Origin of the sequence: Flavilitoribacter nigricans DSM 23189 = NBRC 102662 (assembly GCF_002646595.1) — a bacterium.
In the GTDB taxonomy this organism is placed as follows: domain Bacteria; phylum Bacteroidota; class Bacteroidia; order Chitinophagales; family Saprospiraceae; genus Flavilitoribacter; species Flavilitoribacter nigricans.
Map to the genome: position 1 here is coordinate 286566 of NZ_PDUD01000018.1, position 23459 is coordinate 310024.

The 23459-nt window shown below is 51.5% G+C and carries 16 protein-coding genes; 5 read left to right on the plus strand and 11 right to left on the minus strand.

Going from position 1 to position 23459, the window contains the following annotated elements; genetic code table 11:
* Positions 1-25 precede the first annotated feature (25 nt).
* The 4 genes from CRP01_RS12190 to CRP01_RS12205 form a co-directional block, all read right to left on the minus strand.
* Entirely contained in the window at positions 26-1171 is a 1146-nt protein-coding gene (locus CRP01_RS12190; RefSeq protein ID WP_099150316.1) for an efflux RND transporter periplasmic adaptor subunit, read from the minus strand.
* Between the two features lie 12 nt (positions 1172-1183).
* Positions 1184-5521, minus strand: a complete 4338-nt coding sequence (locus CRP01_RS12195) for a CusA/CzcA family heavy metal efflux RND transporter (protein WP_099150475.1) — start codon at positions 5519-5521, stop codon at positions 1184-1186.
* A 76-nt stretch (positions 5522-5597) separates the two neighbouring features.
* On the minus strand, positions 5598-6992 hold the full coding sequence (locus CRP01_RS12200) for a sensor histidine kinase (protein ID WP_099150317.1): 1395 nt from the start codon (positions 6990-6992) through the stop codon (positions 5598-5600).
* Between the two features lie 12 nt (positions 6993-7004).
* Complete coding sequence (locus tag CRP01_RS12205; protein WP_099150318.1) at positions 7005-7676, minus strand: response regulator transcription factor; 672 nt, start codon at positions 7674-7676, stop codon at positions 7005-7007.
* Positions 7677-7834: 158 nt separating this feature from the next.
* Between CRP01_RS12205 and CRP01_RS12210 the strand changes: the two genes are divergently transcribed.
* Both CRP01_RS12210 and CRP01_RS12215 read left to right on the plus strand, forming a co-directional pair.
* Positions 7835-8239 (plus strand): DUF3052 family protein, encoded by a 405-nt coding sequence (locus tag CRP01_RS12210; protein WP_099150319.1) that lies wholly within the window; start codon positions 7835-7837, stop codon positions 8237-8239.
* A gap of 437 nt (positions 8240-8676) precedes the next feature.
* Complete coding sequence (locus tag CRP01_RS12215) at positions 8677-9024, plus strand: 4Fe-4S dicluster domain-containing protein (RefSeq protein WP_099150320.1); 348 nt, start codon at positions 8677-8679, stop codon at positions 9022-9024.
* Positions 9025-9176: 152 nt separating this feature from the next.
* On the opposite strand, the gene CRP01_RS12220 is transcribed toward CRP01_RS12215, so the two are convergent.
* Both CRP01_RS12220 and dusB read right to left on the minus strand, forming a co-directional pair.
* Positions 9177-10592: a CCA tRNA nucleotidyltransferase gene (locus CRP01_RS12220; RefSeq protein ID WP_099150321.1), complete on the minus strand. Its 1416-nt coding sequence runs from the start codon at positions 10590-10592 to the stop codon at positions 9177-9179.
* Between the two features lie 27 nt (positions 10593-10619).
* Entirely contained in the window at positions 10620-11624 is a 1005-nt protein-coding gene (gene dusB, locus CRP01_RS12225; RefSeq protein ID WP_099150322.1) for a tRNA dihydrouridine synthase DusB, read from the minus strand.
* A 203-nt stretch (positions 11625-11827) separates the two neighbouring features.
* On the opposite strand from dusB, the gene nhaD reads away from it, so the two are divergent.
* Positions 11828-13219 carry a sodium:proton antiporter NhaD gene (gene nhaD, locus CRP01_RS12230; RefSeq protein ID WP_099150323.1) on the plus strand — a complete coding sequence of 464 codons (1392 nt, stop codon included), beginning with the start codon at positions 11828-11830 and terminating at the stop codon, positions 13217-13219.
* Between the two features lie 47 nt (positions 13220-13266).
* Here the strand turns inward: nhaD and CRP01_RS12235 are convergent, their stop codons facing one another.
* A complete protein-coding gene (locus CRP01_RS12235) occupies positions 13267-16206 on the minus strand; it encodes a DEAD/DEAH box helicase (RefSeq protein WP_099150324.1) in 2940 nt (979 codons plus the stop codon).
* 99 nt (positions 16207-16305) lie between these two features.
* Between CRP01_RS12235 and CRP01_RS12240 the strand changes: the two genes are divergently transcribed.
* Positions 16306-17082 (plus strand): CPBP family intramembrane glutamic endopeptidase, encoded by a 777-nt coding sequence (locus CRP01_RS12240; protein WP_099150325.1) that lies wholly within the window; start codon positions 16306-16308, stop codon positions 17080-17082.
* Between the two features lie 86 nt (positions 17083-17168).
* On the opposite strand, the gene CRP01_RS12245 is transcribed toward CRP01_RS12240, so the two are convergent.
* A complete protein-coding gene (locus CRP01_RS12245) occupies positions 17169-18116 on the minus strand; it encodes an NAD(P)-dependent oxidoreductase (protein ID WP_099150326.1) in 948 nt (315 codons plus the stop codon).
* 300 nt (positions 18117-18416) lie between these two features.
* On the opposite strand from CRP01_RS12245, the gene CRP01_RS12250 reads away from it, so the two are divergent.
* Entirely contained in the window at positions 18417-20186 is a 1770-nt protein-coding gene (locus CRP01_RS12250) for a gliding motility-associated C-terminal domain-containing protein (protein ID WP_170110339.1), read from the plus strand.
* A 3-nt stretch (positions 20187-20189) separates the two neighbouring features.
* On the opposite strand, the gene CRP01_RS12255 is transcribed toward CRP01_RS12250, so the two are convergent.
* The 3 genes from CRP01_RS12255 to CRP01_RS12265 form a co-directional block, all read right to left on the minus strand.
* Positions 20190-21131: a DUF2279 domain-containing protein gene (locus CRP01_RS12255; RefSeq protein WP_170110340.1), complete on the minus strand. Its 942-nt coding sequence runs from the start codon at positions 21129-21131 to the stop codon at positions 20190-20192.
* A gap of 194 nt (positions 21132-21325) precedes the next feature.
* Positions 21326-22582, minus strand: a complete 1257-nt coding sequence (locus tag CRP01_RS12260; protein ID WP_099150329.1) for a proline dehydrogenase family protein — start codon at positions 22580-22582, stop codon at positions 21326-21328.
* 18 nt (positions 22583-22600) lie between these two features.
* Positions 22601-23353 carry a shikimate dehydrogenase family protein gene (locus CRP01_RS12265; RefSeq protein ID WP_099150476.1) on the minus strand — a complete coding sequence of 251 codons (753 nt, stop codon included), beginning with the start codon at positions 23351-23353 and terminating at the stop codon, positions 22601-22603.
* Positions 23354-23459: the final 106 nt, after the last annotated feature.

Here is a 23459-nt window from a genome sequence, read left to right on the forward strand (position 1 = left end):
GCCGGTAGCACTTGGTAAACGATCTTTATTCCATGATCAGGTTAAACGCTCCTTTGATGAGGACGGGATCGCTGACATCGATGGCACTCCGGATCTCGGTCATACCGTTTACCGTACGTCCGGTTTCTACCAGTTGCCGTTCGAAAGTATAAGCTTCCGCAGACTGATTACGCTGTACCAGAATGTAGGCATCCTCTTCCAGACTGACGACCGCCGATTCCGGCAGGGCCATAACGGAATCAATAGCCGTTTCGATCATCGCTTCCACGTACATTCCCGGGATCAGGCCGTTCTGATTCCGCTCATCTTCCAGGTGTCCGTGCACCCGTACAATGCGGTTTTCCCCCTCCACGATGCTACCGATCAGGTGGACAGTGGCCCCATAGACAACTCCCTTTGAGCCCGGTACCCGAAACTGGATCTTCTGGCCTTCCCGCAGGAGGTGGACATCTTTTTCGAAAACATCCAGTTCGAGATGCAGGTGATCCGTACTCGTAATTTCCAGTGCCACGTCCGAAGCATTGAGGAAACTACCGCTGCTGGCATTCACGCGGGTAATGAAACCGCTGATGGGCGCATAAATGGCCACGGTAGAAACAAAATCCCGGCCCTCTACCCTATCGATATCTACGCCGAGCATCTGCAGCTTTTTCTTCAGCCCTTCGATACGGGCCTGCTGGACCTGAAAATCCGATTCGGCCTTCAGAAAGTTTTTCTGCGAGGCGATATTCTCGGCCGCCAGGGTCTTCTGTCGCTCGAAATCGGACTCTAAATACCCCAACTGCGCCTTGCTTTCCAGGTAATCCTGTTGCATCTGTACAAAATCGGGGTTTTCGAGCGTGAACAGTACCTGGCCTTTGCGGATGCGTTGCCCGGGTAGCAGGTCCAGCCCCTTAATGTAGCCGCCGTAATAGACGCTGACGGCCGCCCGGCTTTTGGGAGGCACATCGATGACGCCGTTCGCGGAAATTGTAAAGGGGAAAACGGCGGATGACAGGCTGCCGGTTTCCATTTCTCCCATAGCAAATTGCTCTTTGGTGACGATGATCTCATTATCCGCCACCGGCAGGTCGACCGAGGCCGGTGCGGTAGACAGTTCTTCTTTCTCCGTATCCTGACCGCAGGCAGCCAACAGAAACACCAGAGCGCAAATGGTTAGTATATTTTTCATGATTAATTGGTATCAATTGGTGATGTAATTGATCTCCAGAACGATCAGGTTATACTGGTACAGATTGTGTAGATAATCGATCTCGATCTTGCGGGCCTTATCCAGGCTCAGTATGTATTGAAAAAAGTCAATCTCACCTTCCCGAAAACTCCGTTCCGCAGTTTTCTGCAATTCCGCCGCAAGCGTCGCCCCGTTCTCATTGTAAAAATCGAGGGCCTGGCGGTGCTGTTCCAATTCGGCCAGCAATTGCTGTTGCCGGGCTTCGAGCCGGTAAGAAAAATTGTCCGCCTGGGCCTGCCACCATAGCCCTTCCACCGTGGCCGCTTCCGCGCGGGCTTTCTGCGCCTTAAACCAGATCGGCACACTGAGCCCCACCTGGAAACCGCGGAAAACCGGACCCTCGCGGTTCTGGTTGCTACCCTGAAAGTATTCGAGTTGCAGGTCCGGCAATAATTTCTGACGCGCCAGCCGCTCCCGGATCAGGGATTGCTCACCTCCTTTTTGGTAGTACTGAAAGCCGGGCAGGTCGGAAAAGGCGGTCCGCTGAGTAGCAGCCATGGGAGATAATTGATCTTCCGTGACCCGATATGCCCGATCCGTCTGGATCCAACGGTTGAGTTCCAGATAAGCCGCAGCGATCGCCTGCTGGTTCTGGTTGATCATCAGCCGGATTTCCTGCTGCTGCGTCTGAGCGGTGAGGCGTTCCAGGTAATTGGTCTCTCCCAATTCGAATCTTCGGTCGGCCGAGCGGGCAAAATTAGCGTAAAGCGTATCCAGTGCCTGGTATTCGCCAGCCAGATGTTGCAGATAAACGATCTGATAATAGGCCTTAGCAACTTCCCGACTCAGGGATCGGCGGGCGATCGCGTATTCCTGGCGGGCCAGTTCGACCTGATTATTTAACAACTCTTTTTGTAATCCAAAAATCGTTGGAAAGGGAATGTTCTGCTGGATGCCCCAGACCTTTAGCGGAAAGCCGTTCGGGGCAATATTGTTCTGGTCGAAGTTGTAATAGACATGGGTCTTTTCCAGCTCAAAGGCCGAGGGTAACAAGCTGGTCTGCTGTTCGATCTTTAGGGTATGGACCTGCAGATCACGGTTATTAGCCTCGGCAAGGCTAATGGCTTCTTCCAGGCTGTTGATCCGTACTGATTCCTGGGCCTGGCCCGGTATTGCCAGGCTCATAGCCGCGATAAACAGTACCGCTGTGATCGCTTTCGGATCCATCTTTACCGGTCGGCGGCTATCGAAGATCGAATACAGAACCGGTAATACGATCAGGGTAAGCAAGGTAGCCGTGATCAACCCGCCGACCACTACCGTTGCCAGTGGTCGCTGGACTTCGGCACCCGCGGAAGTAGAGATCGCCATTGGTAAAAATCCAAGCGCAGCTGCGGAGGCCGTCAGCAGAACGGGCCGCAGTCGCTGCCGTGTACCGGTGATCACCCGCTCTTTGATGTCATCCATGCCCTGGTGTTTCAATTCCTTAAAATGCTCGATCAGTACGATACCGTTCAGCACGGCAATTCCGAAAAGGGCAATAAACCCGACCCCGGCAGAAATACTAAAAGGCATATCCCGGAACCAAAGCAGAAAGACGCCCCCCACTGATGACAGCGGAATAGCTGTATAGACCATCAGCGCTTCTTTCAGGGACTGAAAGGCAAAGTGCAACAGAATGAAGATAAGCACCAGGGCTACCGGCACCGCGATCAGTAATCGTTGACGGGCCGCCCGGAGGTTTTCAAATTGCCCGCCGTAAGTAACCTCGTATCCGGTTGGCAGACGAATGTGCTCCTCAATGAGTGCCTGCACATCTTCCACTACGGACTCCAGGTCACGATTACGGACGTTGACGCCGACTACGATCCGGCGTCGGGTATCATCCCGGGAGATCTTGGCCGGTCCCTTGGTGTATTTGATCTCCGCGAGCTCCCGCAGCGGGATCTGACCGCCTCCCGGAAGCGGTACGTAGGTATTCCGCAAATGATCGATATTGTCCCGGAAATCTTCCTCAAAACGGATCACCAGATCAAACTGTTTCTCGCCTTCAAATACACTGCCTGCTTCCAGTCCGGCAAATCCCATGGAAATAACCCGGTTTAGGTCCGCCACATTTAATCCGTAGCGCGCGATACTCGCCCGATCGTAACGGACACTCATCTGGGGCAAGCCGGCCGTTTTTTCCAGGGTGATGTCCGCAGCTCCCGGTACATTCTCAATCAAATTTTTCACCTCCAGGCCTTTCTCGTAGAGCAGATCCAGGTCCTGACCAAAGATCTTGATGGCCAGGTCCGCCCGAACTCCGGTGATCAGCTCGTTGAACCGCATCTCGATCGGCTGGGTAAATTCGTATTCAATCCCCGGCAGGATGGAAAGTGCTTCCTTGAATTTTTCCGCCAGTTCGTCTTTGGTTTCGGCCGTGGTCCATTCGGATTTTGGGATCAGGGTAATGATCACATCACTTTCCTCCATAGACATGGGATCCGTCGGTACTTCGGCCGCACCGATGCGCGTCACGACCTGCCGCACTTCGGGAAAAGTCTTAAGCACCTTTTCCATCTGAGTGGTCAGCTCCACGGTCTTACCGAGGGAAGTACCGGTTTTCAGGACCGGCTGGATCACAAAGTCACCTTCATCCAGAGTAGGCACAAATTCACCTCCCATCCGGGAGAATACAATACCGGTCACCACCAGCAGGAGAATCGCCAGGGCGATCACGATCGCCCGGGCATTCAGGGCCATTCGGATGACCGGCGTATAAAGGCGGTCCAGAGCCCCCATAATACGTTTGGAAATATTCTTTTTATCCTGTTTAGCCGGCTTCAGAAATACCGCCGAGATCATGGGCACGTAAGTAAAACAGAGGATCATGGCTCCTAATAGGGCAAAGCAGAAGGTCAGCGCCATCGGCCGGAACATTTTGCCTTCCACATCAGCCAATGATAAGATCGGAATAAACACGATCATGATGATCAACTGCCCGAAAATGGCCGATCGCATCATTTTGTTGGCGCCGGTGAGGGTAATGCTGTCGATCGCTTCCTGCCGGTCCGACCGGTCCAGCGCCAGGATTTCCTCCCGCCGGGCGGTGATCTTATAGGCGATGTATTCGACGATGATCACGGCACCGTCGATAATGATCCCGAAGTCGATCGCTCCCAGGCTCATCAGGTTGGCATCTACCCCGAAAATATACATCAGCGATAAGGCAAATAACAGGCTAAGCGGAATAACCGAAGCGACCACCAGGCCGGAACGCAGATTCCCCAGCAGGATCACCACCACAAAGATCACGATCAAACAGCCGAGTACCAGGTTTTCGGTAATGGTGAAAGTAGTTTTACCGATCAGTTCGCTACGCTCCAGGAAGGGATTGATAAAAACGCCTTCCGGCAGGGTGTGCTGAATAGCCGCGACCCGTTCCTTGACCCGGTCGATTACCGCTTTGGAATTGGCATCCTTCAGCATCATTACCTGCCCCAGCACCTTTTCTCCTTCGCCGTTGCCCGTGATCGCTCCGAAACGGGTGGCACTGCCGAAACCCACCCGGGCAATGTCCCGGACGTAAACCGGTATGCCCTCGCGGTTGGCCACTACTATATTTTCGATATCCTGGATGGAACCCACCAGTCCTTCACCCCGGATAAAATAACTTTCATTCGTGCGTTCTATATAACCGCCACCGGCTACGTTGTTATTCATTTCGAGGGCAGCGTAAACTTCGGCAACGGTCAGGTTTGCGCCCTTGAGTTTTTCGGGATTTACCGCTACTTCGTACTGTTTGAGAAACCCGCCCCAGGTATTTACCTCCACCACTCCGGGAATACCGGAAAGCTGCCGGCGAACGATCCAGTCCTGAATGGTCCGCAATTCCATGGGCGAGTACTGATCGGCATATTCGGGCTCTACATCCAGGATGTACTGGTAGATCTCTCCCAGACCGGTGGAGACCGGCCCCATGAACGGACTGCCGAAACCGGCCGGGATGTTTTCCTCCGCGCTTTTGATCTTTTCGGCGATCAGCTGCCGGGGCAGGTAAGTGCCCATCCGGTCTTCAAAAACGATCGTTACCACGGAAAGGCCAAACTTGGAAATAGAACGGATCTCTTTCACGCCCGGCAGGTTGGCCATTTCCAGCTCCACCGGATAGGTAATGAACTGTTCTACATCCTGGGTGGAAAGATTGCGGGAAGTGGTGATCACCTGTACCTGATTATTGGTGATATCAGGAACTGCTCCGATCGGGATGTTGAGCAAAGCATAAATTCCAAAACCAACGATACTGGTGGTGAAAAGTGCAATAATGAGCTTATTGCGGATACTGAAACCAATGAGTTGCTCTAACATATTTGTAGCGATTAAATAGATTACAAATATGCCGGTCCGCATCTAAAACCCGCCTAAATTCATCCTTAAGATTTGCTTAATTTTGGAAGCCCGCCAGCGGAAAGCTCAGATTTACCTGGGTGCCTTTGCCCAATTGGCTTTGCAGATCCACGTGGACCTGGATCAATTCACCGATCTTTTTGACGATGGCCAGTCCCAGGCCGTTGCCGCCGATCTTTTTGTGGGATAGGGCGTCCGAGCGGAAGAAGGGCGTATAGACCTTATCTATATCCTCGGACCTGATCCCGATGCCTTCATCGCTGACTTTGCAGACCAGGCATTCTTCCACCTGTTGGAAAGAGATATTAACAGCGCCTCCTTCTTTGGAATATTTTACCGCATTGGAAACGATATTGTCCATCAACAGATCGACCAGATTGGGATCGGAATAAATAACGGTAGAGGGACCATTCTCAATCCGAAATTTGATATCTTTTTGTTGGATGGATTTGCTGTAACGCTGTACGATCTCATCCAGTAGTACGACCAGATTGATCTCCTGCTGGTTGTTGATGCGCCGCATATTGTCCACCCGGGCCAGGGTCAGTAATTGTTCCACCGAATGGCCCATCCGGTTGATCTCCTGGATCGCATCCTGTACTTTTGACTCGTATTCCTCCCGTTCACGGGGTTTGCGGATCAACACTTCGAGGGTACCTTTCAGAACGGTGAGTGGTGTACGCAATTCGTGGGACGCATCGGCGGTGAACTGCTTTTCGCGCTCCAACGCCTGTTCCAGTCGATCCAGTAATCGGTTGATGGAAGTGGTTAGGGAGAACAATTCATCCCGGTTCTTGGGCAGTTCTATCCGTTCGTTGAGGTTATTGCGGGTAATATTATCCGCCGTCTGGGTGATGACACTGATCGGTCGGATGCTCTGAGCCGCGATCATCCGGGTAATAAAGAAAAGCAGCAGCAATACAAACGGGAAAGTAAACAGAAGGATCATCTGCAGGCGGGCCAGTACCGCCAGGCTGTTCTCCAGGGACATCGCCGTTACCAGATAGCCTTTCTGCCGGTCGTTAAAGTTGAGCGGGACCTGTACCTGCCGGATACTTCGGTCTTTCAGCAGGGCGTCAAATGGCTCGGACGCGACGGTCGTTTCACCAAAATCCAGAAAGTCTTCCTTGAGGTTGGGAGATTTATCCATCACCTCACCTTGTAGTCCCACCACTTGTAGAAATACCGGATTCACTTCGGCTTCGCGGTGCTCCCGCTCCTCCCATTCCGCCTTATTGCTAAAGATCACCTGATCCCCCTCGAGCTTGATCAGCTTGGTGTGTTTGTAGGCTTCGTACAGCAGATCGTTATCTACGTGGAGATAAACCGAACTTCGCACTACCTGAAAAATGATAACGAAAACCACTGCGGTCAGTGTTGCCGTAGCGATCAGATAGTGAAGTGCAATCCGATTTTTGAAAGATAAGTTCATGTTCCGTGAACGCTATTCGATTTCTTTGGCAATATACCCCACCCCACGGATGGTCTGAATGTAATCCTCCTCTTTATTGAGATTCAGCTTTTTACGTAGCGCATTGATATAAACGTCGATCACCCCGGTGTTGTAATCGAAGTGAATATCCCAGACATTCTCAATGATCCGCGTCCGGCGGCATACCTTGCCCTTATTGCGCAAAAGGTAAGCCAGCAATGCGAATTCCTTGTGGGTCAGGGCGATTTCCGCTTCCGCTTTCAGTACCTGGTGGGTCTCCAGATCCAGGGTGATATCGCCGAGGGTGAGCTTGGTATCTTCACCGCTTTTCGGACGCAACTGCACCTGGATCCGGGCCAGCAGCTCCTCAAAATGAAAGGGTTTTTTGATATAGTCATTAGCCCCCATCTGCAAGCCAAAAACCGTATCCTGAACGGTATCCTTCGCCGTAAGGAATATGATCGGCGTGACTGAATCCTGCTTTCGAAACTGGCGGCACACCTCAATACCACTCATACCTGGAAGCATCCAATCCACCAGTAACAAGTCATAACTTTCCGAAGTGGCCAGGTCGAGCCCTTTGATCCCATCGTCTGCAAGGTCCACCACAAAAGTCTCTTCTTCCAGGCCCTGTTTCAGGAAACTGGCAATACCCGCTTCGTCTTCAATTACTAAAATTCGCATAATTCGGAACTCTACGTCTACAAATTTACTCCCGGAAATCTAAAAAGCGGCTTATCCCTAGCTTAAAATCTCCTTAATTTTACGGTCCGCCGTCAAGGTTTTATCTTTATTGGCGACGTATATTTACTATTTCCACTGCTTTCGCAAAATCATTTAAAGTGTCCGGATACTCCGCAACTCCACTGGTAAAAAAGCTCGGCATTAAACCTGGCTTCTCGGTCTATTTTCACGCAGCACCCGATCATTACAGCGATCTGCTCGGGCCACTGCCGGAAGCGGTAGATGTCCGGAAAGCGGCCGGTCCCGGGCTGGATTTCATTCATCTTTTCGCCCGGAATAAAGAACAATTGACCGCTGACCTGCTCTGGCTGAAGGACCTGATCCAAAAAAATGGTATGATCTGGGTGTCCTGGTACAAGAAAAGCTCTAAGATTCCGACGGATATCACCGAAGATTCGATCCGGGAAGTGGCCCTGCCCCTGGGATTGGTGGACATCAAAGTTTGTGCGGTGGATGAACAGTGGTCCGGATTGAAACTGGTGTGGCGGAAAGAGTTAAGATAAGCTGTGGCCGGTAGGATCTGCTCTAAAACAGAATCGCTCCGATATCAACTATATCGGAGCGAAACGAAAAGCAACTACCAAAATCTTTTAATCTCTGACAGTTTTCCTAATTACAACGACGACCTTAGAATTGACTGTCTTTCCGGAGATTAGCTATTTTTAACAAATCATTATTAAAGCATTTTACTTATACATTTCCAAAAAGCGTGCCAAAAAATCAAATGAGGATTTTTTTTAAAGTTTTTTGGCAAAAAATATCCGAATCCCCTGGGAATAGGCGACAAAGCAGCGGGTCCACTCACCTACAAAAACACTCTTTAGAAAATTAGCTGAACTTCCTCACCCATCTTATTTTCCTTTTGCCTATTTTTGCCCGCTGAAAAACAATACTAACGGTAAAGTGTTACGAAGATGTAACACAAAAATGATTTTTGCTCATGGCTATAATGATTACGGACGAATGCATCAACTGTGGAGCCTGCGAGCCGGAGTGCCCGAATAACGCTATTTACGAAGGCGGAATTGAATGGGCGATCCAGGACGGAACCAATGTATCAGGTTCCTATGAACTGGAGAATGGCCAGGAAGTGGAAGTGGATGATGCACAGGAGCCGATCTCGGACGACTTGTACTACATTGTTCCCGATAAATGTACCGAATGTGTAGGTTTTCACGAAGAACCGCAATGTGCTGCGGTTTGCCCGGTAGACTGTTGCGTACCCGATCCGGAAAGAGAGGAATCGGAAGCGGAACTGCTCGCCAGAAAAAGCAGACTGCACATCTAGTTCCGGTACCTACCGCATAAAAACGGTCTTTAGTGGCAACTGACTCACTAAAGACCGTTTTTTTTGTTGATATATGATCGCTTCTTGATAGGTTGTTGTTTTCAAGTGAATTCGACCAACAACCCAGAGCCTCAGGAGAAAGGTTCAGGACTCTATTGAGCAACCAGTCCCATCTCCTTACCCTTCTCCAGCATAAACGCGACCGCCGCTTCCCGCTCGTTCGGTATCTCTCCGTCCAGAATAGCTTCCCGGATGGCATTTTTGATGAGCCCGATCTCGCGCGAAGGTTTTAGACCGAAGGTGGCCATGATGTCCTCTCCGGAAACCGGAGGTTGCCAATTGCGCAGCCGGTCTTTATCCTCCACTTCCGCCAGCCTTTCCCGGACCATTTCGTAATTCTCCAGATAACGCTGGACTTTACGCGGATTTTTGGACGTAATATCCGCTTCGCATAACTGCATAAGTTTGTCGATATCGTCGCCGGCATCGAACAACAAGCGGCGCACCGCGGAATCCGTGATATTCTCCTTGGTCAGACTGATGGGACGCAGGTGCAGTTGCACCATTTTCTGCACAAACTTCATTTTGCCATCCATCGGCAGCCGAAAACGCCGGAAGATATTCGGCACCATATTAGCGCCGACCACTTCGTGGCCGTGAAAGGTCCAGCCGTATTCCGGGTGGAAACGCTTCGTGGGTGGTTTGGCAATATCGTGCAGGATGGCCGCCCAGCGCAGCCACAGGTCTTTGCTTTTTCGGGACAGGTTGTCCAATACTTCCAGTGTATGGTAGAAATTGTCCTTGTGGCCGATCCCGTTCCGTTTTTCCACGCCTTTCAGAGCGACGAACTCGGGGAAGATCAATTCCAGTAATCGGGTCTTTTCCAGCAATTTGAATCCGACAGAAGGTTCGGAGGACAAAATGATCTTATTCAGCTCCGAGGTGATCCGCTCCATGGACACGATCTTGATCCGGCTCCGGTATTTTTCGATGGCGTCCAGGGTCCGTTTTTCGATGGTAAAACCCAGCTGGGTCGCAAACCGGATCGCCCGCATCATGCGCAGGGGGTCATCCGAAAAGGTTTTGCCTGGTTCGAGCGGAGTGCGGATGATCTTATCTTCGAGGTCCTGCAGGCCATTGAAAGGATCGATGATCATTCCGAAGTCCGCATCGTTCAGGCTGACCGCCAGGGCGTTGATGGTAAAATCACGCCGATTCTGATCGTCTTCCAGGGTACCTTCTTCCACGGCCGGTTTGCGGGAATCCGAGCGGTAGGATTCGCGACGGGCACCAACAAATTCCACTTCTATATCGCGGTGTTTGATCATTGCGGTACCGAAGCGCTGGTAGATCGTGGTGCGCGGAATGGGCCTCATTTTGGCCGCTACATTCTGGGCCAGCCGTATACCGCTGCCTACACATACAATATCAATATCTTTAGACGGCCGGGCCAGAAGCCGGTCCCGGACATAGCCTCCCACTACATAGGCCGGATAATCTAATTCGCTGGCTGTTTCCCCGATCTGGATAAACAGTTTTCTTTCGTGTTCCTGAATATCAAATACCACTGTATCTGTTTCTAATTCTATGATCAACTAGGAGGCCATCTCCAGCTCCTGCTGGCTGAATACCTCTTCTATTTCATCTAAAGTCGCGAAAAGGGTCGCCGGTTCCATTTCGGTCACCAGGCGGTGCCGGAAGGGTTTGATCCCGGGATATCCCTTGAAATAATTGCTGTAATGACGGCGCATCTCCACTACACCGAGCACAGGACCTTTCCATTCCAGCGAGCGGCTCAGGTGCCGGCGGGCCGCATCTACTCTCTCGGCTACCGTGGGCGGTGCCAGGGTTTCGCCCGTGGCCAGATAGTGCTTGATCTCGCGAAAGATCCACGGATAACCGATACTGGCGCGGCCGATCATGATCCCGTCCACGCCGTAGCGATCGCGGTAGAGTTTGGCTTTTTCCGGGCTGTCAATATCACCGTTGCCGAAAACCGGGATCTGGATCCGGGGGTTTTCCTTCACCTTGGCGATCAGGCTCCAGTCCGCTTCGCCCTTATACATTTGCTTGCGGGTACGGCCGTGAATGCTGATCGCTTTGATACCTACATCCTGCAGGCGTTCGGCTACTTCCACGATATGTTTGGACTGCTCATCCCAACCCAGGCGGGTTTTGACGGTGACGGGCAGATTAGTTGATTTGACGATCGCTTCGGTGAGTTCCACCATCCGGGGAATGTCCTGGAGGATACCCGCTCCGGCCATTTTGCAGACCACTTTTTTGACCGGACAGCCGAAATTGATGTCCAGTACCTCCGGCTGGGCTTCTTCGACGATCTCCGCCGCCCGGCGCATGGAATCCAGTTCCGCACCGAAGATCTGGATCCCGATCGGACGTTCCTCTTCGTAGATATCCAGCTTTTGCACACTTTTGGACGCGTCCCGGATCAGGCCTTCCACGGAAATAAATTCCGTGTACATCATGTCGCATCCCTGCTCCTTGCACAATGCGCGAAAAGGCGGATCACTCACATCCTCCATCGGAGCCAGCAGTAAGGGAAACTCCTCAAAAGAAACCGTATCTCCAATTTTAACCATATCACTTAATGCTATTTGAACCCACAAAATTAGGATTTAATGCTGACATTTCCCCATATTCATTGGTCCCAATTCATATAATGCCTATATAGTTCCATAAAGATTGCGCTTCGGGAATTTTTCGAATAAAAAAATCCCAAAACCCTAAGGCTACTTAAGGAAAATTCTATTTTTACGCCATACGACCAAAACTATTAACCAACATGCTAACAGCAATTGTACTTTGCTTTATTCTGGGGTACGTTACTATTGTATTTGAACATCCACTCAAATTAGACAAAACCGTACCGGCCTTATTAATGGGTTCCTTGTGCTGGGCCCTGATGTCTTTAGGTTTTCACGGGGGCTCCTTATCCATTATCGACACGCACGAACACGTCTACTCTCTGGCAAACGGGGTAACACACGAAGCCGAAGAGGGTTTTGTGAATGCCCTGTTGCACCACCTGGGTAAAACCGCCGAGATCCTGGTATTCCTGATCGGTGCCATGACGATCGTTGAGATCATCGACCTGCACCGCGGTTTCGAGATCCTGAAAAACTGGGTAAAGACCAAAAACAAAAAGCGCCTGCTCTGGATTCTGGGCGCTCTGGGCTTCATCCTGTCGGCTATCATCGATAACCTGACCGCTACGATCGTACTGGTCACGCTGCTGAGAAAATTGATCCAAAACAAAACGGAGCGGCTCTGGTACGCAGCGCTCATTGTAATTGCGGCCAATGCCGGTGGTGCCTGGTCTCCGATCGGGGACGTAACGACCACCATGCTCTGGATCGGCAACCGGGTAAGTACTTTCGGACTAATCGAGCACCTGGTGATCCCCTCCATCGTTTGTTTCGCCGTTCCTTTCTATATCGCCTCTTTCATGACTCCGTTCAAAGGGGAAATTGAAATGAAAGATACCGGGGACGACAATGTCGCTCAAAAGCTATTGAGTAGCCGCACCATGCTTTTCCTGGGACTGGGCGGTATCATCTTTGTACCGATCTTCAAAACCATCACGCACTTACCCCCCTACATGGGAATGATGCTCAGTTTGGGTGTGGTTTGGCTGGTTTCCGAGTACATCCACCCGGAAGAAGACTTTACCGAAGAACGCAAACATCAGTATTCGGCGCACAAAGCTTTGTCGCGGATCGAGATGTCCAGTATTCTGTTTTTCCTTGGTATCCTGATGGCTGTGGCCGCGCTGGAAACGGTGGTAGTCGGTGACGTCGGCGCGCTGCGTTATGTGGCCGAGCAACTGCAAAATGCCATTCCAAATCAGGACGTTGTCGTCATTATACTAGGCTTTATGTCGGCTATTATTGACAACGTTCCGCTGGTGGCGGCCTCGATGGGTATGTATTCCCAGCCAATCGATGCCAAACTGTGGCACTTCATCGCTTATTCTGCCGGTACCGGTGGTAGTATGCTGATCATCGGATCCGCTGCGGGTGTAGCGGCCATGGGTATGGAAAGGATTGACTTTATCTGGTATCTGAAAAAGATCGCTTGGCTGGCTTTTGTCGGCTTTATCGCCGGAGCTATTGTCTTCCTGATCCTGTATCCGTTCCTGCCCAATGCAGTAGGTGGCGTTCCGGGCGCTCATTGATGACCATCCGGTGAACCATTATTGTAGGGGCGTAAGGAATTGCGTCCCTACAATAATAAATATTCCAGATCCTCCCGGCTGAAATCCATTTTTCCGGAATTGCCGATTATATCTTCCGCCAGTTGCGCTTTTTTATCCTGCAGCGCTAATATTTTCTCTTCAATACTATCCCGCGTAATAAATTTAACGGCGATCACCTGTTTATCCTGGCCAATGCGATGTGCCCGGGCAATAGCCTGTTGTTCCACGGTGGGATTCCACCAGGGATCCAGGATAAAGACGTAATCTGCCGCCGTGAGATTCAGCCCCGTCCCTCCGGATTTTATGGAGATCAGGAAAGATTCAATGTCCGGATCGGATTCGAATTTTTGGATCTCCCGTTGTCGCTCTTCGGGTTTCAAACTACCCGTTAACCAGGAGAACTGTTGCTTTTCCGACTGGAACTGGGTTCGGAATAACTCCAGATACTTTACAAAGGAGCTGAAGAAAAGCGCCTTATGTCCGGCTCTTCGGATCACGGACCAATGTTCCAGCACATCTTTGAACTTACCGCTTTCCTTACCGTAATCCTCCAGCACTAATGCCGGATGATTCGCCATTTGCCGGAGTTTAGTCAAAGATTGCAATACCATAATGCGATACTGCGGATCGTTGGGCAGGAAATTCTCCAGCAGATAGTTGCGGGCGGCGGATTTCTCCTTTTCGTAGATCTTCTTCTGTTCGGCTTCCATATCCGAATAAAAGATCTTTGTGATCAGCGGCGGTAGGTCTCTGGCCACTTCTTCCTTGGTTCGTCGCAACAAATAGGGCTGAACCATCGTACGCAGGCGGTCTTTTTTCAGATCGTCCTGCTGCTTCTCGATCGGCGTGATGAACTCTTTTTTGAAGAAGCGGAAACTGCCCAGCAAATTGGGATTGATGAATTGCATCTGGGACCAGAGATCCGCCAGGGAATTCTCGATCGGGGTACCGCTCAGCGATATCTTATGACCGGCGTTGAGTTTATTCACCGCCTGGAACACCTTGCTTTCCCGGTTCTTGATCTGCTGACTTTCGTCCAGCACGACGTATTCAAATTCCATTCGCTCCAATAACTCAATGTCCCGCAATGCGGTCTGGTAAGTCGTAATAATGACGTCAAAACGGGAAAGGAGACGAACGTCCGTGTGTCGCTTGGGGCCGGTATGATTGTACACACTGAGTCCCGGAGCAAATTTATCGATCTCCTTCATCCAGTTGAAGATGAGTGAAGCCGGCAGGATGATCAGGGCATTGAGTGGTTTCAGGAAATCCATATCGGGCGCCGGTGCACTGAAGAGGTCCAGTTGCGCCCCCGAGTTAACTTGAGCCGGTGCAGCGGTCGCCCGGCGTTCTTTGGCGTATAGTAAAACGGCAATGGTCTGCAGGGTTTTCCCCAGTCCCATATCGTCCGCCAGACAGGCTCCCAGATCGTTCTGGTAATGCTGAACCATCCAGCGTACGCCATCCAGCTGATACGGCCGCAGATCAGCCCGCAATCCGTCGGGTAATGCGAAATCTGCTTCCACCTCCGCCACATCAACCATAGCGGCGGCTTCGATATCCAGTTCGGATAAAAGCGTGAACTGGCTTTTGGCAAGATGTAATTTATCTCCTTTAAACCGTCCGAATGCGACGACCTCCCGGTAACGGTGCATCCACTCTTCCGGGATCAGGAAAAAGGTGCCGTCCGGCAGGGGGAAATAGCGGTTTTCCGCCTTGATGTAGCGGGCAATTTCCAGAAAAGGAATGCGGTGCGGACCAAGCTCAATCTCCCCGTGGATATCAAACCAGTCGTTATTCTGGCTCGCATTGAGTTGTAAGCTCGGCCGGTATAAGGCGATAGGTTTGCCCTCCCACTGGGGAGATCTCAGGCGAAAGCCCAGTTCTTCGAGTTCTTTCCGGCGATCAGCCAGCCAAAACAACAGGTCCTCGGCTTCTGCGTCTTTCGGAAGTTGGAAATAACTGCCATCCTGATTGACCAGGCCGAGTTTGCGCACCTGAGCCATGTATATCCCTTCGGCGACCTTATCCCGCCGTACCTGCAGGATAGAGATCTCATCCTGCCCCTCCCCCATTTTCAGACTGGTAGTTTGTTCTTTTTTATCGCTCCAGTTGAAGCGGGCCAACTGGTAGACCATATGTACCGATAACCCCCAGGCTTCGCTGAACAACAGTCGAACCGGTTCCAGTTCGCAGGCCTCCAGCTTGTTGTATTGCATGACATCGAAACCCTCGGCAATGATGTCCGTTTTGGAAGCCACCTTAAAAATGAATTGTTTAAAATAGGTACGAACGGAAGAACGCGGGATACGAATGGTGTCTTTCTGCCGGAAGGGCTTGACCATAAATCCGTTGATGTGCTCCACCTGGTACAAACGATAGCCTACGATGATCCAGGCCGGAACGTTGGTCAGTACGGTCACATCCTTGGTGTGAATGGGCCAGACCTGCCGCCCTTCCCGGAGGCGCAACTGGTAGGTAACCCCTTCCCTGGTCCTTTCGAAGAACAGTTCCGGTTTCAGATCCTGTTTGCTGGGTTCGAGCAGCAGATCTCCCACCAGTGATTTCCGCTCTGCTTCCCAGCTTATCCCGTATCCCTGTTCCACACAGATGCGCAGGATCTCATCCAGACGCCGGTGGACATGGATCAAAACTGCCTTTTTCACTTCCTGGTCTTCGAGCAGTGTGCCGATGGGTTTCACCTTGCGGCGCGGCGGGCAGAAATGTTTTTCGATAGTTTCCAGATCCAATTCCTCCACCAATTCGAACAAGCGTTTGAGCTTTGGCGTTAGCTCTAAGTGGAACGCCCCCAAGGTGTCCGGTAAAGCGCGTTGCTGAATATAGGTTGGGCTACCGTGACGGTCGGTCTTCACGATGAAGGCCAGCGGAAGAAAAATGTCCGGAGCCGCTTCCGATAAATTGAAGACGATAACGTAAGGCTTTCTGGATGTGGAATTGCCGCGCATATTGGTTAGTCTAAAAATTTGGGGCTGCAAGTATACGATCCAATCGGGAAATAACCTGACCAAAATAACTATTTTGCGGTCCAATATCCGAGTATCCTTATGATTGAAACCTTTACCCTGCACCTGGCTGATCACATCCTGTTTTTACTTTTGGGCATTTTACTCCCCTGGCGAACCGTCGGCGCCCAGAAAAAATTAAAAGACCTGAGTTTTACCAGCCGCATGCGGCAAAGCCTCTATATCGGCAACAGTATCGGCCTCTGGGTGATGGCCCTGATCGTGCTCGGTCTGTGGTGGTGGCTTGATCGTCCGTTTTCTTCACTGGGGCTGCAATGGACGCCCAGTACGGGTAATTTATGGAGCGTAGGTTTCGTCATTGCCTTTCTCATCATCTATGTGATCGATGCCGTAAGGGATATTTCTACGCCGAAAGGAAGAGCTCAGGTAGAAGAGAAACTAAGCAAGGAACTCGGCATCCTTCCCCGAAAATTCAAATCCTACCTATTTTTTATTCCCCTGGCATTTAGCGCCGGCATCTGCGAAGAGATCGTATTTCGGGGTTTCTTTATCGGCTATTTCGTCAGTCTGTTCGGGACCGGTATCGGCAGTCAGATCCTCGCTGTAGCCATACCCGCCGTGATCTTTGGATTGGTCCATACCTACCAGGGCATCCAGGCAATTTACAAGATCGTCGGTATGGCGGTGATCTTCGGGACCATTTATGTGCTGACCGGATCAATTTACCTGCTCATTATTCTCCACGTGGTGGTAGACCTCATCGGCGGTGCCGTCGGGCTTTTCTTTCCCGAACCGGAGCAACCGGACGGCCCGGTGGAAGATTGGGAATATCCCAATCCGACCTGGGAGGAAGAATAAGCTTTTCGCCGGGCAACGCCCAGGTATAATACCGATATAGACGAACGAATAAACGTTTCGAAATAAGAGAAAAAGCCTGAGAACTTTCAGGCACTAAAACCGTCTTGGATCTTTTCCACTAAAGACAATGCATGCCCCTTCTCGGAAGCATCCGACCAGCCCGCTACGTGCGGGGTGAGCACAATATTTTCCGCCTGCAGCAGATACTGGAAAGGCTCTGGCTGCCGGTTCGGATCCAGATGGGCGAAGGACATTTCCTCGTATTCGATCACATCCAGCGCTGCGCCCCGTACTTTTCCACTTTGCAGTTTCCGGACCAATGCTGCCGTTTCTAATACCAGGCCCCGCGCCGTGTTGATCACAAAGATCGGTTTGGCGAAAGCGTCGAGGAAGGCGTCGTTTACGAAATAATGATTTTCCGGCAGGTAAGGAATATGGAGAGAGATCAGGTCCGCCCGGGCTTGCAGTTCCGGCAGATCTACTGCCTCCGCGTGCGCATCGCCGTAGTTGGTCTTGAATTTATCGTAGGCGATCACTTCCACTTCGAATCCCTGCAGCCGCTGGGCGAAAGCCGTTCCCATGTTGCCGTAACCGATGATACCGATGGTTTTCCCCTTCAATTCCGTAGCCCGGTTCCCTTCCCGGATCCACTGGCCGTCTCTCACCTGCCGATCGGCGCGGGCGAGGTTATTCAACAGGCACAACATCAGTCCGACCGTGTGTTCTCCAACGGTATCGCGGCTTCCTTCCGGTGAGGGTAATACGGCAATACCTTTTTCGGCAGCGTATTCCAGGTCAATATGTTCCAGTCCGACGCCACTGCGACCGATGAATTGCAGGCTTTCCGCATGGTCCAGGAATTCCCGGTCCAGTTTGATCCGGCTCCTGACGATGACCCCATAATACGGGGCCAAATCCGACAGTACCTGCTTACGGTCTTTATCCGCATAGTTCACACAATCATAACCCGCGGCTACGAGCGCTTCCCAGAGCACCGGATGGGTCTTATCGATAAACATGATCTTTTTACTCATGTGATTATTTTTCAAATGATCCAAGTGCGGAAATATAAATGAAAATTGGCAGGAAGCAAGCTATTTACGGTTCAGAATTAAGGAGTGAGCGATCTCCTGCCGGCCCGGCAAGTGTTGGATTTAACCGGCATGCTTACCCCTCGGCGGGGAAAAAAGCTACCATTCCCTAAATTTAACGGCCGGCCAAAAATATGGCCGATGTTCCCTGCGTTAACCTCCATATCGACACCCTCCCCCCGGTTACACTGCTGCCCAAAAAACACAGATTCTACCATTAACCGATTCCCTTACGTCATCGCTATGAGCACCCAACACTATCTGCTAACAATCCTATTGTTACTCTTTCTCCCATTTGTTACCTGGTCCCAACGTAGTTTCCTGGACATCCTGAGCCAGTATGAAACCTGGGACAACCACGCGATCGCCCCCACACAGGGCAACGGTTTCCTGATCGGGAATGATCTCAAATTCCCTCCCGCCGACTGGGAACGCCACGGTTTTTATCTCAGCAAATACGATTCCTGTGGCCTCATTGCGTGGAGCAAAGCTTACGGAAGCCCGGATCAGGCGCTTTTCTTCAGTGATCTTACCGAACTCTCCAATGGCGATGCTATCGCTATGGGACAGACCGGGTTCGATAATCTTTTCCTGATGCGGATCGATCCGGACGGCAATGTCCTTAACCTGTTCACTTACGATACTTCCAATGGCGATCAGAATTACAATCTGGACGTTCATAACGGCAAAGTGATGGTCTTCGGCAGCTATTACGCCGATAATGGCTCCCGTAATTTCCTGCTGGTCGTGAATGAAGACGGGCAGATCGATTGGGCGAAAAGCTTCCACCCCCGGCTCGGTGCCGGCGGTGCGATCAGTTGCGGAGACGGCAGTTTCGTCTGTGTCAACGGCAATATGGTTTATAAGGTAAACGAGAGCGGAAACCTCGAATGGAGCCAGGAGATCGTTTCCCTCAGCCCCGAGGCCGCAAACCTCTCCAAACCGGTGGAAAGCGGCAACGGCTACGTGCTGGCCGTCAGGAATCCGGAACGGGCGAGTCAATACCTGATAAAACTGAACCGGTCCGGTCAGGTCCAGTGGCAATCCGACGAGATCCCGTCGGGTTTCCTGGCATCCAGTGTGGACCGGCTGTCCAACGGTAACCTGGTACTCGTCAACGCCCAGCCCATCGACGGTGAAGGCCTGAGCGGCGGAGCACCCCTCCTGGCGGAATTCACCCCCGACGGCACCCTGGTACAACAATACGGATTCGAACTGGATAATTTCGGACGATTTACCGCTCCGGTCTGCCGGGCGGGTGATAATGGCTCGCTAACCATCAAAGGTTCCTACTACGACCAGGGTAATTTCGACTACATTATCCGGCTGAAACCGGAAGAGGACCTCAGTTGTGCCGGTTACCCTTACGAAGATGTGCTGTCGGAACACACCAGTCTGGATCTCCGTTCCGCATCGGCCAACGTTTCCAATCTGCGATTTTCCAGCGCAGATACCACCGAAGTGCAGGTGATCGACCTGGGACTCAATCCCGAGAATTATTGCGAAAAGACCGTGGACGACGGGGTCATGGATTTTTCGGACCGGCTCCAATGCGTGGATACCCTGACTTTTACCCCTCCTTTTGCGGAGGCCACCTATTTGTGGGAAGACGGATCTACTAACGGCCAGCGGATCCTCAAAGCTCCCGGTCAGTACCTGCTGAAGGCCACTACCTGCCGCACCAAGTTTGATATCGATATCGAACTGGAACTCGGACTTTGCCCCTGCACCTATTACATTCCCAACGCATTCTCACCGAACGGTGATGGCGTGAACGATCAGTTCCAGGCTTTCGCTACCTGTGCCTTCACCAGCTATGATCTACAGATCTTCAATCGCTGGGGCGAACTACTCCACCGCTCGCAGACACCGGAAGACGGCTGGGACGGACGCTCCCGCGGGCGGCTGCTGGAACAGGGAATGTATATGTACGCGTTGAAGTATTCCTGGGAGGTAAAACCGGGTGTTTTCCAGGATCGGATGGAAACCGGTACGGTGGCTATCGTCCGCTGACGTTTACCAGTGCAACCAGTGTCCCTTTACCTGTCCCAGACCGTTGATCTCCAGGGCCGGTGCGGGTATTTTCACGTAATTGATACAGCGAAGAAAGGTCCGGAGCAGTCGACTTTTGGTTTTAATACGCGAAAGATCGACGTCCAGGGAAAGATAGTACTGCCGGTAGCGGGGATAATCCGCAGTAGACAATCGGAACAGGCCACCACTATCCGAATCGGTCCATTTGTTATCGAAACCGCCAAACATATTCTCCGAGCCATAGCCGAATGCCACATTAAGCCAGGCCGGCCAGTTGTTCGCGGGCCCGGCAAAAGAACGGATATTGACGGATGCCCAGATGGTCTGTGCGTTGTAATCCTTAATGAACCGCTCCCCAAAACTACTTCCATAAAGACTGGCTGCACGTTCAGCCAGCGTTGTCGTGTGCATGCCATCCGCGGTCGTCAGGATCTCCTCCGGGTATTGCTTCCCGATATCCGAAGAAACTTTTAAGAGGATCCTTTGCTCCTGCCAGAGGTATTCCTGCCCGACAAACAGGCCCGCGCCGGCCAGGTTGGCGGCCATATCACTCCAGGAAAAGCCCCATTTCTCCGAGAAGCCGTCCATGACCTCCACGGTGGTTTGCAGCCAGAGAGCAGCGCCTACTGCGGTCCAGCGAGCAGTTTTCGGGGGCACTCCCGCCCAACGAGCCCCACTGTAGAGTAAATTGGATTCGAAGTGAGTGGTAAAGATGTGGCCGGCTTTATCCATTTGCTGCCATTCCCGCAGATCATCAAAGGTATGGAAACCGGTAAGTTCGTAGTCTTTATACCAGGATTGGTACAGGCCATAAGCGAAACCGCCGTAGATCAGGGAACCGGCTCCGGCAGCCGACCAAAATCGACCTTTGTGAAAAGTATCGGCGGGAGCCAGAAAGCTCGGTGGAGCATCTTCCTGAGCCATTACACCGATTGGACCGTTTCCCAGGAAACAGACAAGCAGAATAAACAGAGATCTGAAGAATTGGCTCATGGGAAACTTTCGGTGAATACAGGACCAGCCCCTGGAGATCGTGCTAACCGGGGCTCTAACCGCCTGTGGTATGCTGTTATTAGTACAATTCAGGGTGCGGAAAGTTCACCGGTTGCCTTCCCCTCTTAGGCCAGGCCCCGACGTTTCATCTCTTCGTGCACCAGGGCATATTCACGGCCCATGTCTCCGGTAACCGAAGAATTTTCCTGCGCCCGCCGGATGAGATAAGGAACGACATCCCGAACCGGCCCGTAGGGTACATATTTGGCCACATTATAACCGGCCGCAGCCAGGTTGAAGGTCAGGTTATCGCTCATGCCGTATAACTGACAAAAGTTGAGATGTGGATGGGCTTTCGGAATATTGTTCTTGGCGATCAACTCTGCCTGCAGCATCGCGCTCTCCTGATTGTGGGAGGCATTACAGGAAGCAATATCCTTGTAATACTCTACACAGAACCGGATACCCTCGTTGAACGCGGCATCAACGGCCTGTTTGTCCGGCAGGATCGGCGAGGGATAGGATTGATCGGCGGCCCGATCTCTTTCTTTTTCCATATAGGCTCCGCGGACCAGTTTGGCGCCGAGTTTATAGCCCGTCCGTTTGGCCACTTCGTAGGATTCGCGCAGGTATTTCAATCGATCGGAACGGTACATTTGAAAAGTATTGTAAACAACGACGTTCTCCTGATTGTAGCGACTCATCATGCTGTTGACCAGGTAGTCGATCGCATCCTGGTACCAGCTCTCCTCGGCATCGAAAAAGACCCCAACTTTGCGGTCGCGAGCCACGTGACAGATCGCATCCAGCCGTTTAAGCACGTACTGATATTCCTGACGTTGTTTGTCGGTAAGCGCAACTCCTTTTCCCATTATTTCGAGGAGTTCGTTTCTCGCCAGGCCGGTGATCTTGGTACTGACGACGGGAATGGCATCGTTTTGCGAGGCAAACTCGATAGCACGGATGGTCTCGTTCATGGTGAGGTTGAAATCCTCCTCCGTGGTTTTACCTTCGGCCCCGTAATCCAGGATCGTAAAGGTATTCCGTTCTTTCAGTCGATTAATAGTGGGTTGGCATTCCAGGAGCGTAGTTCCTCCGCAAAACTGCTCGTAAATGGTATTCTTGACAATGGATTCTACAAAAGGTAGGTGCAGGCGAATAGCGGCGATCCCCAGTTTGGATCCGATACCTACAAGCCAGTGTTTATTCATCAATCCAAAAAGCCAGGCGGCTTTTTTCAACTCTTTATCCGACAGGTGAGCAAAGGCAATTTCAGTATTGTCAAAATCCAGCTTCGGCATGGCGCCTTCCCCGGAAAATGCTTTTGCCATTGCTTCCATTTTTTCGATATTCTTGGGAACAGGTTTTCCTTCTTTCTTCATAAGAAGATGTTGACTATGTTATAATTGTTGCCAGAATTGCCAGGATCTTTCGGCCTGACCATACAGCATATCCAAACCATTCTGGGTCTTACTTCCCTGGGCGGCTCCAAGCTTCAGGAAGGCAGTTTCCTCCGGATTATAAACCAAATCAAAAAACAAATGTTTGGTCCCGGCGTACTGGTATGGAATCGGCGGAAAGGTATCAACATTTGGGGACATTCCCAAAGGTGTCGTATTGATTATTAGGTGATGTTCCTCAATGGTAGACTGATCTAAGTCTGAATAGGTTAGCTGCCCGGCACCGGCACTCCGCGACACATAATGACTGGCGATCCCCAGTTTATCCATCACGTACTCCACCGCTTTGGCGGCGCCACCCGTGCCCAGGATCAGGGCTGCTTTCGGCCGTTCTTCCAAATCTTCAAAAGCCCGCAGCAGCGACTGCTCAAAACCATACACATCCGAGTTGAAGCCCTGCAGACCGTCGGAAGTGACCTTGATGGTATTCACGGCTCCCACTGCCTTAGCGCCCGCACCGAGCCGGTTCATATAGGGTATTACCGCCTGTTTGTAGGGGATGGTCACGTTCAGCCCCACCAGGTTGGGATGGGCAGCGATCAATTCCGGCAGTTCCTCAATCCGTTCGATGGGGAACAGTTCGTAATAGGCATCCGTAATCCCTTCCCGGGCAAACTTTTCGGTGAAATATTTCTTGGAAAACGAATGAGAAAGCGGGTATCCGATGAGACCAAATAAACGTTGCTCTGCCATGAAAGAATAGATAAGAAGTGGAGGGACCACTCCGGATGAATAATATCCGCAAAAAAAATGAATCTTCACCACTAAGCCCAGTATCCTTCCAAAAAACAGGCATTTA

Coding starts and splice junctions, on each gene's coding strand:
- CRP01_RS12200 (WP_099150317.1), bottom strand. CDS start 6,992: ATGAACTTATCTTTCAAAAATCGGATTGCACTTCACTATCTGATCGCT.
- CRP01_RS12190 (WP_099150316.1), bottom strand. CDS start 1,171: ATGAAAAATATACTAACCATTTGCGCTCTGGTGTTTCTGTTGGCTGCC.
- CRP01_RS12245 (WP_099150326.1), bottom strand. CDS start 18,116: ATGAGTAAAAAGATCATGTTTATCGATAAGACCCATCCGGTGCTCTGG.
- dusB (WP_099150322.1), bottom strand. CDS start 11,624: ATGGTTAAAATTGGAGATACGGTTTCTTTTGAGGAGTTTCCCTTACTG.
- CRP01_RS12235 (WP_099150324.1), bottom strand. CDS start 16,206: ATGCGCGGCAATTCCACATCCAGAAAGCCTTACGTTATCGTCTTCAAT.
- CRP01_RS12250 (WP_170110339.1), top strand. CDS start 18,417: ATGAGCACCCAACACTATCTGCTAACAATCCTATTGTTACTCTTTCTC.
- CRP01_RS12260 (WP_099150329.1), bottom strand. CDS start 22,582: ATGAAGAAAGAAGGAAAACCTGTTCCCAAGAATATCGAAAAAATGGAA.
- CRP01_RS12215 (WP_099150320.1), top strand. CDS start 8,677: ATGGCTATAATGATTACGGACGAATGCATCAACTGTGGAGCCTGCGAG.
- CRP01_RS12265 (WP_099150476.1), bottom strand. CDS start 23,353: ATGGCAGAGCAACGTTTATTTGGTCTCATCGGATACCCGCTTTCTCAT.
- CRP01_RS12205 (WP_099150318.1), bottom strand. CDS start 7,676: ATGCGAATTTTAGTAATTGAAGACGAAGCGGGTATTGCCAGTTTCCTG.
- CRP01_RS12240 (WP_099150325.1), top strand. CDS start 16,306: ATGATTGAAACCTTTACCCTGCACCTGGCTGATCACATCCTGTTTTTA.
- nhaD (WP_099150323.1), top strand. CDS start 11,828: ATGCTAACAGCAATTGTACTTTGCTTTATTCTGGGGTACGTTACTATT.
- CRP01_RS12195 (WP_099150475.1), bottom strand. CDS start 5,521: ATGTTAGAGCAACTCATTGGTTTCAGTATCCGCAATAAGCTCATTATT.
- CRP01_RS12255 (WP_170110340.1), bottom strand. CDS start 21,131: ATGGCTCAGGAAGATGCTCCACCGAGCTTTCTGGCTCCCGCCGATACT.